This window comes from Marivivens sp. LCG002, from assembly GCF_030264275.1.
Lineage (GTDB): Bacteria > Pseudomonadota > Alphaproteobacteria > Rhodobacterales > Rhodobacteraceae > Marivivens.
The window spans coordinates 109,841-126,349 of the sequence record NZ_CP127166.1 but is presented as its reverse complement, the minus strand read 5'-3'; the positions used below and the strand labels follow the sequence as shown (position 1 = coordinate 126,349).

15 protein-coding genes are annotated in these 16,509 nt (G+C 58.4%); 3 read left to right on the top strand and 12 right to left on the bottom strand.

The genetic code is table 11. The annotated features are described in order from the left end of the window. Positions 1 to 33: 33 nt before the first annotated feature. The 4 genes from QQG91_RS15095 to QQG91_RS15080 are packed head-to-tail and all read right to left on the bottom strand — an operon-like array spanning position 34 to position 3,868. On the bottom strand, positions 34 to 285 hold the full coding sequence (locus QQG91_RS15095; RefSeq protein ID WP_285772381.1) for a MoaD/ThiS family protein: 252 nt from the start codon (positions 283 to 285) through the stop codon (positions 34 to 36). Further along, positions 285 to 2,522 carry a xanthine dehydrogenase family protein molybdopterin-binding subunit gene (locus QQG91_RS15090; RefSeq protein WP_285772380.1) on the bottom strand — a complete coding sequence of 746 codons (2,238 nt, stop codon included), beginning with the start codon at positions 2,520 to 2,522 and terminating at the stop codon, positions 285 to 287. The genes QQG91_RS15095 and QQG91_RS15090 overlap by 1 nt, the downstream gene beginning before the upstream one ends. Then, on the bottom strand, positions 2,522 to 3,004 hold the full coding sequence (locus QQG91_RS15085; RefSeq protein WP_285772379.1) for a (2Fe-2S)-binding protein: 483 nt from the start codon (positions 3,002 to 3,004) through the stop codon (positions 2,522 to 2,524). Before QQG91_RS15085 ends, QQG91_RS15090 begins: the two co-directional genes overlap by 1 nt. Positions 3,005 to 3,007: 3 nt before the next feature. Continuing rightward, positions 3,008 to 3,868 carry an FAD binding domain-containing protein gene (locus tag QQG91_RS15080; protein WP_285772378.1) on the bottom strand — a complete coding sequence of 287 codons (861 nt, stop codon included), beginning with the start codon at positions 3,866 to 3,868 and terminating at the stop codon, positions 3,008 to 3,010. A gap of 262 nt (positions 3,869 to 4,130) precedes the next feature. Between QQG91_RS15080 and QQG91_RS15075 the strand changes: the two genes are divergently transcribed. Together QQG91_RS15075 and QQG91_RS15070 are read left to right on the top strand one after the other, a co-directional pair. Then, the gene (locus QQG91_RS15075; protein ID WP_285772377.1) at positions 4,131 to 5,189 is read left to right on the top strand and encodes a LacI family DNA-binding transcriptional regulator; all 1,059 of its coding nucleotides are present in this window, start codon (positions 4,131 to 4,133) and stop codon (positions 5,187 to 5,189) included. Beyond that, the gene (locus QQG91_RS15070; protein WP_285772376.1) at positions 5,173 to 6,108 is read left to right on the top strand and encodes an SMP-30/gluconolactonase/LRE family protein; all 936 of its coding nucleotides are present in this window, start codon (positions 5,173 to 5,175) and stop codon (positions 6,106 to 6,108) included. The genes QQG91_RS15075 and QQG91_RS15070 overlap by 17 nt, the downstream gene beginning before the upstream one ends. A 20-nt stretch (positions 6,109 to 6,128) precedes the next feature. Here QQG91_RS15070 and QQG91_RS15065 read toward each other — a convergent pair whose 3' ends face one another. From QQG91_RS15065 to deoC, 5 genes are all read right to left on the bottom strand, one after another. After that, entirely contained in the window at positions 6,129 to 7,142 is a 1,014-nt protein-coding gene (locus tag QQG91_RS15065) for a quaternary amine ABC transporter ATP-binding protein (RefSeq protein ID WP_285772375.1), read from the bottom strand. Then, positions 7,135 to 8,025, bottom strand: a complete 891-nt coding sequence (locus QQG91_RS15060; RefSeq protein WP_285772374.1) for an ABC transporter permease — start codon at positions 8,023 to 8,025, stop codon at positions 7,135 to 7,137. The genes QQG91_RS15065 and QQG91_RS15060 overlap by 8 nt, the downstream gene beginning before the upstream one ends. Before the next feature lie 78 nt (positions 8,026 to 8,103). Then, positions 8,104 to 9,078, bottom strand: a complete 975-nt coding sequence (locus QQG91_RS15055; RefSeq protein WP_502881609.1) for a glycine betaine ABC transporter substrate-binding protein — start codon at positions 9,076 to 9,078, stop codon at positions 8,104 to 8,106. A 296-nt stretch (positions 9,079 to 9,374) separates the two neighbouring features. Next, a complete protein-coding gene (locus QQG91_RS15050; RefSeq protein ID WP_285772372.1) occupies positions 9,375 to 11,747 on the bottom strand; it encodes an aldehyde dehydrogenase family protein in 2,373 nt (790 codons plus the stop codon). Between the two features lie 10 nt (positions 11,748 to 11,757). Then, positions 11,758 to 12,711 (bottom strand): deoxyribose-phosphate aldolase, encoded by a 954-nt coding sequence (gene deoC, locus QQG91_RS15045; protein WP_285772371.1) that lies wholly within the window; start codon positions 12,709 to 12,711, stop codon positions 11,758 to 11,760. 194 nt (positions 12,712 to 12,905) lie between these two features. Here deoC and QQG91_RS15040 point away from each other — a divergent pair, with 194 nt between their 5' ends. Continuing rightward, entirely contained in the window at positions 12,906 to 14,057 is a 1,152-nt protein-coding gene (locus tag QQG91_RS15040; protein ID WP_285772561.1) for a WD40/YVTN/BNR-like repeat-containing protein, read from the top strand. 14 nt (positions 14,058 to 14,071) lie between these two features. On the opposite strand, the gene QQG91_RS15035 is transcribed toward QQG91_RS15040, so the two are convergent. The 3 genes from QQG91_RS15035 to glpK form a co-directional block, all read right to left on the bottom strand. Next, the gene (locus QQG91_RS15035; protein WP_502881608.1) at positions 14,072 to 14,179 is read right to left on the bottom strand and encodes a DUF3237 family protein; all 108 of its coding nucleotides are present in this window, start codon (positions 14,177 to 14,179) and stop codon (positions 14,072 to 14,074) included. 64 nt (positions 14,180 to 14,243) lie between these two features. Then, on the bottom strand, positions 14,244 to 14,930 hold the full coding sequence (locus tag QQG91_RS15030) for a YcbK family protein (protein WP_285772560.1): 687 nt from the start codon (positions 14,928 to 14,930) through the stop codon (positions 14,244 to 14,246). Positions 14,931 to 15,014: 84 nt separating this feature from the next. Next, positions 15,015 to 16,502, bottom strand: a complete 1,488-nt coding sequence (glpK, locus tag QQG91_RS15025; RefSeq protein WP_285772559.1) for a glycerol kinase GlpK — start codon at positions 16,500 to 16,502, stop codon at positions 15,015 to 15,017. Positions 16,503 to 16,509 lie beyond the last annotated feature (7 nt).

Here is a 16,509-nt window from a genome sequence, read left to right as displayed (position 1 = left end):
AACGCGTCACCTTGGAAACCGACTGTTTAAGCCTCAGCCACCCTTGATCTTCTGCAGGATGAAAATCTCGTTTTCTGGAGCAAGGGCGCGGTGCCGGCTACCGTTGACGATTTCATCATCAACGGCAACTGAAACACCAGCATCAATGATCGGCCCCAGTCCCGGATAGGCTGCCTTGAGCCCATCGAGCATAGTGCCGATCGTTGTCGCCTCGACCTCGACCTGTTCAGCGCCCTCTGCAAAGCGGCGCAGTCCGGACCAGAGGTGGACCTTGAGCATCCCCATCAGCGTGCCTTGAGCGCCGCCAGCACCTTGGACGGCGACATCGGAAGATGCGTCATCCGCACGCCTGTTGCCGCCCGCACCGCGTTTGCCAATGCAGGAAGCGGCGGCGTGATCCCCGTCTCTCCCACACCGCGCACACCATAGGGATGGCCGGGGTTCGGCACTTCGACGATCACAGTGTCGATCATGGGAAGATCCGATGCCAGAGGCACGCGGTAATCAAGGAAGACAGAGTTCTGGAGCCGCCCCTTGTCGTCATAGACATACTCTTCGTTGAGCGCCCAGCCGATGCCTTGCGCCGCGCCGCCCTGATACTGTCCTTCGACATAGGAGGGATGGATCGCGCGACCCGCATCCTGCACGACAAGGTAACGCAGGATCGTGGTCCGCCCCGTTTCGGGGTCGACCTCTACGTCCACCACATGCGCGCCAAAGCTCGCGCCGACCCCGTCGGGGAGGCTTTCGTGGTGCCCCGAGATCGGTCCACCTGTCGAGCCCATCGCCGCGCCGATTTCCTTGATCGTCATTGGGGGAAACTGACCTGCGTTCGGACCTGCGGGACGGGCCGCGCCGTCTTTCCATTCGACCGCCTCGGGTTCGATCCCCCATTCATTGGCCGCGCGTTTGCACATTTCCTTGATGGCGGCTTCCGTTGCCAGAACCGCAGCCTTGCCGCTGGCAAAGGTCGCGCGGCTTCCGTGGGTCGGCTCATTGACCCCCAAAGACCCCGTTTCGGCGATATTGACGCGCACGTCCTCATAGGCGATGCCGAGCGTCTCGGCGACCATCAGAGCGATGGACGCACGGCTGCCGCCGATATCGGGGGTGCCGACCGAGACCTGAACAGTCCCGTCTTCGGATATGGCCATCGAAACCGATGTCTCGCCATTGTGGTTGAACCAATATCCTGCAGCAATGCCGCGCCCTTGGTTCGGCCCCAGCTCGGCCAGAAGGTTCGGGTGGTTCTTCACGGCTTCAAGCGTTTCGACAAAACCGATCGATCCGAATTTCGGGCCATAGGCTGCGCGATCACCGGTCACAACGGCGTTCTTGAAACGCACGTCGAGCGCATCAAGCCCAAGCTCGATGCACATTTCGTCCAACAGGCTTTCAACCGCGAAAGACCCCATCGGCGCACCCGGAGCACGATAGGCCGCGCAGCGCGGGCGGTTCGCGATCACATCGTAGCCAACCGCTTCAACCGCGCCGAACTTATAAGGGGCAAGACCGCAATAGAGCGCAAATTCCGTCGGCGCACCGGGGAAAGCCCCGCCTTGCATGCGGAACTCGACCTTGACGCCCGAAAGCGTGCCGTCCTTTTTCATGCCCAGTTTGACGTCCATCGACGCCGAGGCGGTCGGTCCTGTCGCCCGAAGAACTTCGGAACGGCTCATGACGATCTTGACGGGTTTGCCGCCTGCCTTGCGGCTGAGCGCAAGCGCCAGAGGCTCCATAAAGATGGTTGTCTTGCCTCCGAAACCGCCGCCGATTTCCGAAGGAGTGACCCGCAGTTGCGAGGCTTCGGTTCCCAGAACGGCGGAACACATCTTGCGGATATACCACTGTCCTTGGGTGCAAACCCACATCTCGCCCTTGCCGTCTGCGCCCATCTGGCCGACACAGGCATGGGGTTCGATATAGCCTTGGTGCGTGGCTTCGGTTTTGAAGCTCTTTTCCATAACGAGATCGGCAGCCGCAAAAGCCGCGTCAACATCGCCGTTGCCGAACTCGATTTTGCGCACTACGTTCGGCGACATGCCTTCGGGCACCGTAGCATCCGAAACGCCTTTGCGAATGACGGGGGCATCGGGCTTCATCGCCTCGTCCACATCGATCACATGGGGCAGCACTTCGTATTCGACTTCGATCAGCCGCGCAGCTTCTTCAGCGAGGAAGCGGCTCGTCGCCGCAACGGCTGCCACCGCGTGACCATCATAAAGCGCGCGCTCGCCCGCGATGGTGTTTTCCTGAAGATTCCAATCCTCACCCGTGAGGCCCTCGGGAAAATCGGCGCGGGTGACGACCGATTTGACGCCATCCAGAGCCAAAGCTTTGGTCGCATCAATCTTGACGATACGGGCATGCGCATGCGGGCTGCGCACGACCGCGCCCCAAAGCATTCCTGGCGCGGTCATATCCGCGCCATAACGCGCACGGCCCGTTACCTTGTCGAGACCATCAGGGCGGTCGGGACGTGTGCCGACCAAACGGAATTCACGATATTCGTCTTTTGCCATTACGCAGCCTCCCCACGCAGTTCCGCAGCGGCATCCATGATGGCGCGGACGATTTTGTCATAACCGGTGCAACGGCAAAGGTTGCCCGCAATCCAGAAACGAACCTCTTCCTCGGTCGGGCTCGGGTTCTTGTCCAACAGCGCCTTGGAGGCGACAAGAAGACCGGGCGTGCAGAACCCGCACTGAAGCGCGGCATGTTCGATGAATTTGCGCTGGAGCGGATGAAGCGTGCCGCCCTCTGCCATGCCTTCGATGGTGCGGATGTCTTTGCCTTCCGCTTCGACGCCAAGCACCAGACAGGAACAGACAAGAGTGCCGTCCACAGTCACAGAGCAAGCGCCGCAATCCCCTGTTCCACAGCCTTCTTTCGAGCCGGTAAGCCCGACTTTGTCGCGCAGACAATCAAGAAGCGTTTCTCGCGGATCGGCAAGGAATTCGACTTTGTCGCCATTGATGGTGGTGGTCACATGAATATTGCTCATGGGTTATTCTCCCTTTGCTCGGGCATAGGCGATCTTGGCCGCGCGGCGGGCAAGGACGCCGGCAACTTCGATGCGGAATTCGCGCGATCCGCGCTTGTCGCTAATGGGGTTTGCGGCAGCAGAGGCCGCAGCGGCCAGCTTATCCAACGCGGCATCATCGAGCGTTGTTCCAAGGATGGCTTTTGCTGCTTCATCGGCCACGATGACGGTCGGAGCGACCGCGCCGAGCGCAACCTTGGCCGCAACGATCACGTCACCGTCGACCGAAAGGTTCACCGCACAGCCGACAACAGCGATGTCCATCTCGGTGCGGGGAATGAACCGAAGATATGCATCCCCGCCGTTCTTTCCACGCGCGGGAAGGTTGATCGCAGAGATCACTTCGCCTTTGGTCAAGGTCGTCTTGCCCGGACCTGCGGGAATGTCTTCGACCGCAATCGTGCGGGTTCCGTTCGGGCCGGTGATGTCCACCGATGCGCCGGCAGCGACAAGCGCGGGCACCCCATCTGCCGCAGGCGAACCGTTGCACAGATTTCCTGTGAGCGTCGCACGCCCCTGAACTTGTGTCGAACCGACAAGCTCCATGCCTTCGACCACACCGGGCCAATCGGCGACCAGTGCATCATTCGCTCCGAGTTTGGCACCCGGAACGGCAGCACCGATCCGCCAGCGCCCATCATCATTGCGGATCATGTCGAAGACACCGGGAATCTTCTTGAGATCGATCAGCTCGTCGGGAAGCACGATTCCCGCGCGCATCTGGACAAGAACATCGGTGCCACCAGCCAAGAACCGTGTGGTTCCGCTTGCCTGTGCCGCAATCTTTGCGGCTTCCTCGAAAGAAGACGGAGTGTGATATTTCATCTGCTACATTCCAATCTGTTGGATATCGCTGCGACTAACCTAAACCAAGGCCGCTCCCTCTCGGGTCGAACCGTTTCGCCGTAAGGGTTCTCATTTCTGGGAGGTTGTCAAACCACTTTTTGATCAAATTTCCCGTTTGCCCGTTAAGACGCGAGGTTCAGATGACATCGGCTTTGCTGATCAACCATGGCCGAGGCTTGTCGGTTCCACAAGTGGGGGCTACTAATTTCCTGTGCACTTATAACATCAGGCTCTTGACCCTATGGCGCCCAAAGCCGTCTCCACCCAGTCCAAAACACAGCGCGTCACGATGGCGGCGGTGGGTAAACTCGCGGGGGTGAGTCAGGTCACAGTTTCGCGTGCCTTGTCCAATCCCTCTGTGGTCTCGCCCGAAACATTGCAGCGCATCGAAAAAGCCATCGAGCAAACGGGTTTCGTGCCCAATGCGCTTGCGGGGGCCTTGGCCTCCAACAAAAGCCGCTTGATCAGCGTTCTGGTGCCGTCGATCAACAACACCACTTATGCCGCTATGGTGCAGGCTTTTGCCGAGCAACTCAGGCATCAAGGCTATCAGCTCCTTCTTTCCGAAACGGGGCACACGCCCGAAGAGGAAGAGGCCCTGATCAAGACCCATCTCTCGCGCCGCCCTGATGCGGTGATGCTGACGGGGGTCGACCACACGCCAAGCGCCCGCAAATCGCTCGAGAGCGCCGCGATCCCAGTTGTCGAGCTTTGGGATTTATCGGAAGATCCGATCGGGTTTTGTGTCGGCTTCGACCATACCGCCGCAGGACAGGCTGTCGCGGAGCATGCTCTTGCTCGGGGCCATCGTAACGCGGCCGTCATCTATGCCGACGATGAACGCGCCCATCGTCGCAAAGCCGCCTTTTCGAAGCGATTTACCCAAGGCACAGGGGCCCCTGTGGCGGATATCGTGCTTGCGGGACCTGCAACGATCGGAGGGGGGCGCAGTGCTTTTGCTGAGCTTTTGGCCCAAGGCTTCGGATCGGGCGTCGTCTTTTGCAGCTCGGACGTTCTCGCTCATGGCGTTCTGATCGAAGCACAGGCCCAAGGTCTCTCGATCCCAAAGGACTTTTCCGTGATCGGGTTCGGGGATCAGGCCTTTGCCAAAGATTTGTTCCCCGCGCTGACAACCGTGCGCGTCGACCGCGAACACCTTGGCCGTCTTGCGGCAACAGAACTTCTTGCGCGGCTGAAGGGAGAGAGTGGTGGTGGCAAACGGCACGATCTCGGGTTCGAACTCATCGAGCGCGCATCAACCCAATCGATAAAAGGAGAACGGGATGTGGCATCCCTCTGAAACCTATCCCGATCCCGCTGTCGAAGTGCTCGATCCGCGCTTTGCGGATTTGATCCTTTTCAACGCTGCGGTCGAGCGGCTCTATCATGGCACACGTTGGGGCGAGGGTCCTGTCTGGTTTGGGGACCACAATGCTCTTGTCTGGAGCGACATTCCCAACGATCGCCTCCTGCGTTACGACGAAACCTCGGGTCAAGTGACCGAGTTCCGCCGAGGCGGATTTGCCAACGGCAATACCCGTGACCGTCAAGGGCGGCTGATTTCCTGTATGCACGGGCTCCGCGCCGTTGTGCGCACCGAGCTTGACGGGACGATGACTGTTCTTGCGGATCGGTTCGAAGGCAAACGGCTGAATTCTCCCAATGACGTCGTCGCAAAATCGGATGGCAGCATCTGGTTCACCGATCCGGTTTTCGGCATTTCGGCCCATTACGAAGGCGGCAAAGTCACGCCCGAAATCGCGCCGAATGTGTATCGCATCGATGGTGAAACGGGGGAACTCACCTGCGTGATCGAAGGGATCGACCAGCCCAACGGCATTTGTTTCTCACCCGATGAGAGGTTGGTCTATATCGTTGAATCCCGCGCCGAACCGCGCCGCATTCTCGTCGCCGATATCACCGAGGATGGGACCTCCGTCCGCAATCTGCGCGAATTTGTCAGAGCTGGCCCGAATGGTGCCCCCGATGGGTTCCGCGTGGACGAACACGGAAACCTCTGGGCAGGTTGGGGCACAGGAGAGGGGCTAAACGGTGTGCGGGTTTTTGCACCCGATGGCACCGCGATCGGGCATATCCACCTTCCCGAGCGCTGCGCGAACCTCTGCTTTGGCGGGCGCGCAAGGACGCGGCTCTTTATGGCGGCAAGCCAATCGCTCTATGCGCTCTATCTCAACGTGAGCGGCGCCCCCTATTTCTAGGAAGCGCCTGTCACCGAGACCTAACTGCGCAGCGCCGAAATCGCGTCCCTGAGTGTGACCGTCCCGATCAAGGTTACACTGGCTTGGGTCACGCCTATGGTCTGTTCGGGGGCTTGAGCCAGAATAGGCAACGCGTCCTCGAGTTTGGTGCCCGCACTCAGCGTCTCGCCCTGATAGCCCGTATTCGGTGTCGCCAAAGACCGCAGCTGGATGACCTTGCCGCGGTTGATGTCCTTGGTGAAATCGGCGATGTAATCGTCCGCAGGCCGAAGGACGATCTCTTGGGCATCGCCCTGCTGGATCATCGCGCCATCCCGCAAAATCGCGATATTGTCGCCAAGCCGAAGTGCTTCATCGAGATCATGCGTGATAAACACGATGGTCTTGTGAAGCTCGTGCTGCAATTCGAGCAGGATCGACTGCATATCAAAGCGGATCAGCGGATCGAGCGCACTAAAGGCCTCGTCCATCAAGAGAATTTCGGGATCGGTGGCAAGCGCACGGGCCAGCCCGACACGCTGCTGCATCCCGCCGGAAAGCTGCCCAGGATAGTGGTCTTCATATCCGCCAAGCCCCACGCGCTCGATCCAATACTGTGCGCGCTCTGCACATTTCGCGGGGTCTACGCCTTGGATTTCAAGCCCATAGGCAACGTTCTCTCTCACCTTGCGGTGTGGCAAGAGGCCGAACTTCTGGAACACCATTGCGGTCTTGGTCCGGCGCAATTGACGCAAACGCTTGTCGTCCATCGCCAGAACATCATCCCCATCGATAAGGATTTCTCCCCCCGTGGGTTCGATCAAACGGTTGATATGACGGATCAGCGTCGACTTGCCCGACCCCGAAAGTCCCATCACCACCTGAATTCGTTTTTCGGGAATATCGAGCGAAACGTTCTGGATACCCAAGACATGGTTATGCTTTTCCAAAAGCTCTGTTTTGGTCATCCCCTCTTTGACCAAAGGCAGCATCCTTGCAGGAGACTTGCCGAAAATCTTGTAGAGGTTCTTGATACGGATTTTCGCGTCAGTCATGTCCATGTCCTTTGCGATAGGCCTGAAGTCGTTTGCCGTAGGATTGTGACACACGGTCGAAAATGATCGCCAGCGCCACGATCGCGAGGCCATTCATCAGCCCGAGTGCGAGATACTGGTTCGAAATGGCGCGAAGCACAGGCACGCCAAGCCCCTTCACCCCGATCATCGAAGCAATGACCACCATCGACAGCGCCATCATGATCGTCTGATTGATCCCCGCAAAAATATTGGGGAGCGCGAGCGGCACCTGAACGCCGATAAGCTTTTGTCTCGGACTTGCGCCAAAGGCGTCCGCAGCCTCAAGGACCTCTTTATCAACCAGACGGATGCCAAGATTGGTAAGCCGCACAATCGGCGGGATCGCATAGATGCACACGGCAAGAAGACCCGGAACCTTGCCGATCCCCAGAAGCATGACCACCGGAATAAGATAAACGAACGAGGGGATGGTCTGCATCACGTCGAGAACGGGCGTAATCAGCGACTGGGCCCGATCCGAACGCGCCATGAAAATGCCGATCGGGATGCCCAGGAGGATACAGAGAAAGGTGGATACAGAGATGATCGCCAATGTGGCCATTGTGTCTTCCCACATGCCCAAGACGCCGATGGCGACAAAGGCAAGTACAGAGCCGAGGCTGATTTTCCACGACCGCGACCCAAGCCATGCAAGCGCCCCCACGATCAACAGAATGATCGGCCAAGGCGTCGCAAGAAGCAGCTTTTCGAACCAGACCAGAAACCTCAGAAGCGGATCGAAAAAGTCCTCAAGCGCCTGACCGTATTCACGGGAAAAGCCTTTGAAAGCCTCATCGATAACCTTTTTCATCGTGCTCAGCGTTTTCCGCCCGAGCGCAGGGAATTCCTCAAAAACTTCCATTCGTCATCCTGCAATTGTATCGGCAAAGCAAAAACAGGGGACGCAGTCGCGCCCCCCGCTTCAAGGAATTGGACCCGATCAAAGGGCTTTTTTGATCGCGGCTGCCGCTTCGGGCGAGACCCAACCGGACCAAAGATCCTCATAGTTCTCGAGGAAATGCCAAGCCGCATCAGCACCCGTCGCTTGCTCTTCGTTCATATAGACGAGCATCGTGTTCATCACCTCGCCTGGGAAAATGCGCGTCTTGAAATATTCAACCGCGATCCCGCCTTCCTTCATCAGGCGATCGGTGATGACGGTATGGACCTCTGACTCGGTGTAGGATGTGGGCTGCGGATCAAGACAATCCTGCTCGGCCATCACAATACAGCCATCCCAGTTCTCAGACCCGCCCCATGCGGTTTCCCACTCGAGAAGTTCCAGATCATATTTCCCGATCAATGCGGTCGGCGCCCAGTAATAGCCGAACCACGGCTCATCACGTTCGGATGCTTTCGCAATCGCGCCATCAAGCCCTGCCGCCGATCCGGGATCGACAAGGGTCCATCCCTTTTCCTCCATATCGAAAGCACGGAAGAGATTGGCATTGGTAAGCTGGCAACCCCACCCCGCAGGGCATCCCATGAACGCCCCTTTCGACGCATCCTCTGCGTCGGGGAACAACTCGGGATGCGCGATCAGCTTTTCGACGGTATCCAACTCGGGGTGCTCTTCGGCAAACTTGCGGGTCACCCACCACCCTTCGCCAAGACCTGTGATCGGCCCGCTCAGCGCGGAATGGAGCCGCCCTTCGTTCATCGCAATTTCCAGTGGTTCACGCACGGCGTTGATCCAGAGTTCGCCCGCTACATCAGGCTCGCCCTTTTCATTCATCGAAGCAAAGGTCGTCGTCGTTGCACCCGGAACGAGTTCGACCTCGCATCCATAGCCTTCCTCAAGAATGATCGCATCCACATTGGCCATGAGTTCGGCAGACGCCCAATTCATTTCGGCCATGCTCAATGACCCGCAATCCTCGGCCGCAAATGCGCTGCTAGCCAGTACAGATGTCATAGCGATCACAGCGACGGTGCTCAGTTTTTGGAATTTCACGTGTCTCTCCCCGTTCGGTTTCTTGGCGACCCTTGCTGAAGGGTCACGTGGCCGAAGTTCAATTACGACCACCTTATGTCGACAATGGAACACGCGAGGCTCTTGGTGTAAACCTTTTATGACCAATCTATTCTATAGATGGTGTAATTTTCCAAAATTGAGGGCGAAAACTCTATATATGGTGTGTGGAGTAAAATTTGACATAGAAAAGGCCCACGAATACCCGTGAGCCTTTGCAAAGCACCAAAGCGAAACCGTCACTCGCCGTAGGGAAGCCAGATTGTCTTTACCTGTGTCGCACGGCGAAGATATTCCGACCCCTGACCCGCTTTCGGATCGAACCAATCGCGCAAACGCCCCTGATCCGACCAAACGGCCTTGAGATTACCGCAGGAGGCAACTTCGACCGTCTTGGCGCCCTCGGCCGTTCCGCAATACCAAAGCGCGGCAACCTCGTCGTGTTCGGCAAGTGTTTTGGCAAGTCCGAGGCTCTCGCCCGTGATGATGTTCACTACACCTGCGGGCACATCGGATGTTTCCAGAACCTGATACAGCTTGGTCGCGACGAGCGGCTGCGATTGCGAAGCGATCACGACCGCGCGGTTCCCCATGGCAATCGCGGGCAGCATCAGTGACACCAGAGCAAGCAAAGGGGCCTCATCTGGACAAACGATCCCGAGCACGCCCCAAGGTTCATGGATCGCCATCGTGATATGCCGCGACTTGGTCGAATGCACTGCACCGTCGAATTTGTCGGCTTGTGCCGCATACCAGAAGGCGCGGCGGATTGCGGTATCAACTTCGGCCTTTGCTTCTTTCGATCCCGCCGCCTTGAGTGCTTCGATGAACTCGTCACGCCGTTGAGCAAGGTTCTCTGCAAAGAAATAGAGAACCTGCGCCCGATTGTGGCCCGTCACATTCGACCAGCCCGTTGCCTTGGCCGCCGCTTCAACAGCGTTGCGAATGTCCTTGCGGCTGCCGAGTGCGGCTTGACCTGTCGCACCGTTTTTGCCGATCACCGTATAGCTTTGTCCCGCATCCGCCCGCGTTTGCTTGCCGCCAATATAGAGCTTGGACGTCACATCGATATCGGGGGTATCGGATTTTCCCGTGAAAGGCGCCACGCTCATATCGGCGGCGGCCGCAACGCGTTCCTTGCCCGCTTTGTGGACGGGCTTGAGATATTCGAAAAGCCCTTCGCGTGCCCCTTCCCGTCCGAACCCGCTCTCTCGATATCCGCCAAAGGCTGCACCGGCATCAAAAAGATTGGTCGCATTGATCCAGACCACGCCCGCCTTGACCTTGGCCGCCACTTCGATGGCGCGGTCGATGGTCTGGCTCCAGATCGACGCGGCAAGACCATAGCGCGTGTCATTGGCAAGGGTGATCGCCTCGGACGGCGTGCGAAAGGTTGCGGTCGTGGCGATAGGGCCGAAAATCTCGACCTGCGAGACGGTATGCGCGGCCTCGGTCCCCGTGAAAAAGCCGGGCGCACAAAAGCTCCCGCGCGAAGGCACTTGCGTCTCGGCACGGTGGAGCGTTGCACCCTGCGCGATCCCCTCGGCGATCAAACCGTTGATCCGTCCGAGTTGCTTGTGCGAGACGACCGCGCCCATATCCATCGTCTTGTCCAGTGGATCACCGATGCGCAGCTTCGCCAAACGCGCATCCAGTTTCGCAAAGAACGACTGCGCGATGCCTTCCTGAACCAATATCCGCGATCCCGCGCAGCACACCTCGCCCTGATTGAACCAGATGGCGTCCACGACCCCTTCGACAGCCGCATCAATATCCGCGTCCTCAAAGACGATAAAGGGTGACTTGCCCCCCAGCTCCAGCGAAAGCTTCTTTCCCGACCCTGCGATCTGCTTGCGGATGCTGCGCCCGACTTCGGTCGACCCCGTAAAGGCCACCTTGTCGACATCGGGGTGCCCTGTGAGCAAAGCACCCGTGTCGGCGCCACCTTGGACGATGTTCACCACACCGTTCGGAAGCCCGACCTCGACACAGATCTCGGCAAAAGCCTGCGCTGTAAGCGGCGTAAGATCGGCAGGTTTGAGCACGACCGTATTCCCCGCCGCCAAAGCAGGCGCGATTTTCCATGCCAGCATCAGCAAGGGAAAATTCCACGGGATCACTTGGCCGCAAACGCCTACAGGCGCGAAACCGTCAAATTCGGTTTCGACGAGTTCGGCCCAGCCTGCATGATGATAAAAATGGCGTGCAACGAGCGGCACGTCGATATCGCGCGTTTCACGAATGGTTTTGCCGTTGTCCATGGTTTCAAGGACAGCCAAAAACCGTTCCCGCTTTTGAACCTGCCGCGCGATGGCATAGAGATATTTGGCCCGCTCGTGACCCGAAAGAGCCGACCACTTCGCAAAGGCTTTTCGTGCCGCTTTGACGGCTGCGTCCACCTCGGTCTTACCGGCGAGGGCGATTTTGGCGATCACCTCATCCGTTGCGGGGTTCACAACCTCGGTGCTGGCCCCCTCGGCCCCGACAAATGCGCCATCGATGAAATGCCCGATACCGCCCGCATGACCCTTGAGCCAAGCGACGACATCCGAGTTGCTTTCGGGAGCGGGACCGTAATCCATGGTTTCCATAATATCCTTGAGACTTGGCATCTGTGTGACCTTAGGCGAGCGCGTGGCGGTTTGAGGCGGAATAACGGCCCGTGACATGGTGTTCGAGCTGACGCTCGATATCCCCCAATAGGGACGAGGCACCGATCCGGAAAAGATCGTTTTCAAGCCAGCGATTGCCAAGCTCCTCCTTCATCAGGATTTGCCACGCAAGCGCATGTTTGGCCTGTGATAACCCACCAGCCGGTTTGAAGCCGACCATCTGCCCCGTGAGATCTTTGAAATCGCGCAAAGCACGGATCATGGTAAGCGAAACGGGCAAGGTCGCATTCACGCTCTCTTTGCCGGTCGAGGTTTTGATAAAATCCGATCCCGCTTGCATGGCCACCATCGACGCCTTGTAAACGTTGCTTAGGGTCTGAAGATCCCCAGTCGCAAGAATGGCCTTGAGATGAGCGTCACCGCAGGCCTCCCGCATCTGGGCGATCTCGTCATAAAGCGCCTTCCAGTTGCCGGTCAGCACATGTTCGCGCGTGATGACGATGTCGATTTCTTTCGCGCCATGTTCGACGGCATAGGTAATCTCGGCCAATCGCAACGGCAAAGGCGTCAACCCCGCAGGAAATCCCGTTGCCACAGACGCCACGGGAATCCCGCTGCCTTCAAGCGCCTTGACCGCGTGCGGCACCATCGTCGGATAAACGCAAACCGCGCCCGTCTGGATGCCGTCGATCCCGAGCGCCTCAAGAAGATCAGGCCGCACGGGATTGCGCGCCTTTGCGCAGAGCCGTTTGACCCGTCCTTCGGTATCGTCCCCCGCCAGCGTGGTCAGGTCGATGCAGGTAATCGCCTTGAGAAGCCAAGCGGCCTGATAGTCCTTTTTGACCGAACGCCGAGTGGTGATCTGCTCTGCCCTTCGTTCGGCAGCAGAGAGATTGACCCGTTTGGTTTCAAACCATTCAGGCGTAAAGGCTGTGCCGACGACACGTGGAAATTCATGGGCCATTCGGGATAATCCTGACCAAGTGGTAAAATTTGATCCGAGATTAACCGCAATTTTCCTGCACGCCCAGACCGAATTGCACAACAGAACCCGAGGTAAAACAAAGCCGGAATTTCGCCGTTCGCGCAAACTTATAGCGCGACGAACCCAATGCGCGATGCTATCATGGGTGGGTAGTCTGTTTCGGGGGAGTGAAAATGGCTGCGCGTACGACTGTGCTTGTCGGCACCACCAAAGGTGCCGTTCTGATCCAAAGCAACGATGACCGCTCTGCCTGGACCGTCAAGGGCCCTGCCCCAATAGGGAAAGGCATCAACCACATGACGGCCGACCCTGAAAGTGGAACCATCTGGGCTGCGGGAGGTGGAGCGTTTTTCGGCGCGACAGTGATGAAGACCACCGATGGCGGGAACATCTGGACCGAAAGTAAACTCGCCGAAGGCGATTTCGACAGAATGATGCGCGCAGAACCGGAATTCGCCGCCCAGATCGGATATGTCGACACAGGCCCCGCACCTTTCACAGGTCAGGTGGCCGACCTTTGGTCGATCCGCCGCGTCGGCACGCGTCTCTATGCTGGGGCCAAGCCAGCCAACCTCTACCAAAGCGACGACGACGGCGAAACTTGGACCCCTGTTTCGGGTCTTAACGATCACGCCTCGCGCGATACATGGAGCCCCGGCGGTGCAGGGCTCACACTGCACACGATCATTGAGGATCCCGACAATTCCGACAAACTCTGGGTCGGTATTTCGGCGGCTGGTATTTTCGCGTCCGAAGACGGTGGCAAGACCTGGGAGCGGCGCAACAACCGCTCGAACGCAGAAGCCGCGGACCACAGCGATCATGGCGAATGCGGCCACGAGATCGGCCACTGCGTGCACAACATGGTGCGGGCTTCGACCTCGGGTGATCTGATCTATCAGCAAAACCACCACGGTGTATTCAAAAGCAAGGACGGTGGACGCAGTTGGGACGAGGTGACGCGCGGGTTGCCTTCGAATTTCGGCTTTCCTGTCGCGGTCCATCCACATGATCCCGAGACACTTTGGGTCGTGCCCCATGTCGAACACGGACGGCTCCCCGTCGACCTCAAAGCCGCAGTCTGGATAAGCCGCGACGGCGGCGAGACATGGACGGACCAGCGCAACGGCCTACCGCAAGAGAATTGTTGTTACACTGTATTGCGCCAATCGCTCGCGACGGATGGTCATGAGGACTTTGGCCTCTATTTCGGCACCAACTCGGGATCGGTGTTTGCGTCCTTCGACCAAGGTGAAAGCTGGAGCGAAATCGCGTCACACTTGCCGACCGTCCTCTGTGTCGAGACCCTCACGCACAAAAACTAGAGCACAGCAAAAGGCTAAGCTGTCACCGCATCGGCATGACGCGCACCTGTTCCCATGAACAGCGTGCGGTTCACCCACGCATATCGCTCGTCACCTATCTCCAGCCGCGCCATCGTCCGCATACTACATCTATCATGGGGCACGAGGAGGACCATACCGCATGCTTTGCTGATTATGACCCCTATCCTAGGCCGTGCCCCAATAGCGGCGGCGACCGCTGTCGATGTGCACAAAACTCGGGTATCCCCCGACACCACCAAGCCCAAGATCCTTGGCCATTTTGATGGTGTCGCGGATAGAAACCCCGGGGAGGCTGAAATCAATCGCCCGCGCATCGAGATGCATCGAGTATTTCGCAACGCCCCGCGTTGTCCTGCGCAGCATTTCGTTGGTTTGGGGGCTGCGATACCCCGAGAGAAAGCGGATCTCGTCCCTAAACCCGTTTCGGCGTGCCCTTTGTTGTAGCTCCAGAAGCCCGAGGATCAGGGTCGGATCGACAGTCTTTACCTCGTTGCGCCGCCAGTCGCGCATGAACCTGTTGGCACGGGCGAGTTCCTGTTGGTCTATCCCCGTGGAGGTGATCGGTCGGAGGCGAATGTGCTCGTCCGTATTCGCATTCCAGAGTGCAAGCTCGTTTTCGTTCAGATCGACCGAAACATTCGGAACGCGCGTCACCACATCGCCAAGATTGGGATCGGGCTCATCGGGTTCGAAAGGATCGAAAAGACTTGTCCCGTTCTCAAGGTCGATCAGCGGACGTTTGGCCGAGGAAAACAAACCGTTTTGCTCGACCGCACCCGCCAGCGCATGCGCCGTTGCGGGGACCGCAAAAACACCCGCGATCAAGCCGTTCAGAAAGACCCGTCTTTGCACATTCCTATCCTCGTTGATTGGCCCAACGAGTCTATAGGGCAAGAACCTTGCCAGCTTCTAAACGGAACCTCGCAAATTTAGAGGTCAGAACCCCAAGGTTGCCTCTACCGCGCGTTTCCATGCCCCATATTTGCGGGAACGGTCGTCCTCGCTCATCTTGGGCGAGAAGGTCCGCTCGAGCTTCCAACGCGCCGCGAATTCCTTTTGCTCGGGGTAAAGCCCGACCCGCGACCCCGCGAGCCAAGCAGCACCCAATGCCGTCGTCTCGAGGATCGTCGGCCGATCCACGGGCGCCCCGATGATATCCGAAAGGAACTGCATCGCCCAATCGCTGGCGGTCATACCGCCATCCACGCGGAGCGTGCCACCCGCCGCACCCTGCCAGTCGGATTTCATCGCTTCGACAAGATCGCGGGTCTGATAGCCCACGCTTTCAAGCGCGGCCTTGGCGATTTCCTTGGGGGTCGTGCCCCGAGTCAGCCCGAACATCGCCCCACGGCAATCCGCGTTCCAATAGGGCGCACCAAGCCCCACAAAGGCAGGCACAAGGACGACGTTCTGGTTCACGTCCGAAGCTTCGGCCATCGGCTGGGTGTCGGCTGCACTTTCGATAATGCCCAGACCATCGCGAAGCCACTGCACCACGGCCCCCGCGATAAAGATCGATCCTTCGAGTGCATAGGTCGGCTTGCCGTCAAGCTGATAAGCAATAGTGGTCAGCATCCGGTTCTTCGATGTGACCGCAGTCTCACCCGTGTTGAGAAGCGCAAAGCACCCCGTGCCATACGTTGACTTCATCATGCCGGGTTCAAAGCAGGCCTGCCCGACAGTCGCCGCCTGCTGATCCCCTGCGACGCCGCGAATGGGGATTGCCGCGCCAAAGAGCCCGCTGTCGGTTTCGCCGAAATCATCGGCACAGTCCTTGACCTCGGGGAGCATCGCGGCAGGAATATCGAAGAGCGCACAGATCGTCGTGCTCCAGCGTCCCTTGTGGATATCGTAAAGCATGGTCCGCGCGGCATTGGTCGCATCCGTCGCATGAACCTTGCCGCCCGTCAGCTTCCAGACGAGATAGCAATCGACGGTCCCGAAAAGTAGCTCGCCTTTCGCGGCCCGTTTCCGTGCCCCTTCGACGTTGTCCAATATCCATTTCAGCTTGGTCGACGAAAAATAGGGATCGACAAGAAGCCCCGTGCGGGCGCGGATCATCTCGGCATGACCTTCGTCAATGAGAGATTTGCACAGCTCGGACGTGCGGCGATCCTGCCATACGATCGCATTGTAAACCGGCTCGCCTGTGGCCTTGTCCCAGACCAAGGTGGTCTCGCGTTGATTGGTGATACCGATTGCCGAGATATCGGCACCCGAGATGCCTGCTTTTTCCATCGCAGCTTTGGAGGTGCGCAAAACAGTGGACCAAATGTCCTCGACGTTGTGCTCGACCCAGCCGCTTTTGGGAAAATGCTGGGCAAATTCCTCTTGGCCTGTAGCAACAATATCCATTGCCGCGTCAAAGACGATGCCGCGCGATGATGTTGTGCCCTGATCTATGGCCAGAACATACTTTGCCATTATCCCC

Coding starts and splice junctions, on each gene's coding strand:
- QQG91_RS15075 (WP_285772377.1), top strand. CDS start 4,131: ATGGCGCCCAAAGCCGTCTCCACCCAGTCCAAAACACAGCGCGTCACG.
- QQG91_RS15055 (WP_502881609.1), bottom strand. CDS start 9,078: ATGACATCTGTACTGGCTAGCAGCGCATTTGCGGCCGAGGATTGCGGG.
- QQG91_RS15065 (WP_285772375.1), bottom strand. CDS start 7,142: ATGACTGACGCGAAAATCCGTATCAAGAACCTCTACAAGATTTTCGGC.
- QQG91_RS15040 (WP_285772561.1), top strand. CDS start 12,906: ATGGCTGCGCGTACGACTGTGCTTGTCGGCACCACCAAAGGTGCCGTT.
- QQG91_RS15070 (WP_285772376.1), top strand. CDS start 5,173: ATGTGGCATCCCTCTGAAACCTATCCCGATCCCGCTGTCGAAGTGCTC.
- QQG91_RS15090 (WP_285772380.1), bottom strand. CDS start 2,522: ATGGCAAAAGACGAATATCGTGAATTCCGTTTGGTCGGCACACGTCCC.
- QQG91_RS15095 (WP_285772381.1), bottom strand. CDS start 285: ATGGGGATGCTCAAGGTCCACCTCTGGTCCGGACTGCGCCGCTTTGCA.
- QQG91_RS15060 (WP_285772374.1), bottom strand. CDS start 8,025: ATGGAAGTTTTTGAGGAATTCCCTGCGCTCGGGCGGAAAACGCTGAGC.
- QQG91_RS15035 (WP_502881608.1), bottom strand. CDS start 14,179: ATGCGGACGATGGCGCGGCTGGAGATAGGTGACGAGCGATATGCGTGG.
- QQG91_RS15080 (WP_285772378.1), bottom strand. CDS start 3,868: ATGAAATATCACACTCCGTCTTCTTTCGAGGAAGCCGCAAAGATTGCG.
- QQG91_RS15085 (WP_285772379.1), bottom strand. CDS start 3,004: ATGAGCAATATTCATGTGACCACCACCATCAATGGCGACAAAGTCGAA.
- QQG91_RS15050 (WP_285772372.1), bottom strand. CDS start 11,747: ATGCCAAGTCTCAAGGATATTATGGAAACCATGGATTACGGTCCCGCT.
- deoC (WP_285772371.1), bottom strand. CDS start 12,711: ATGGCCCATGAATTTCCACGTGTCGTCGGCACAGCCTTTACGCCTGAA.
- glpK (WP_285772559.1), bottom strand. CDS start 16,502: ATGGCAAAGTATGTTCTGGCCATAGATCAGGGCACAACATCATCGCGC.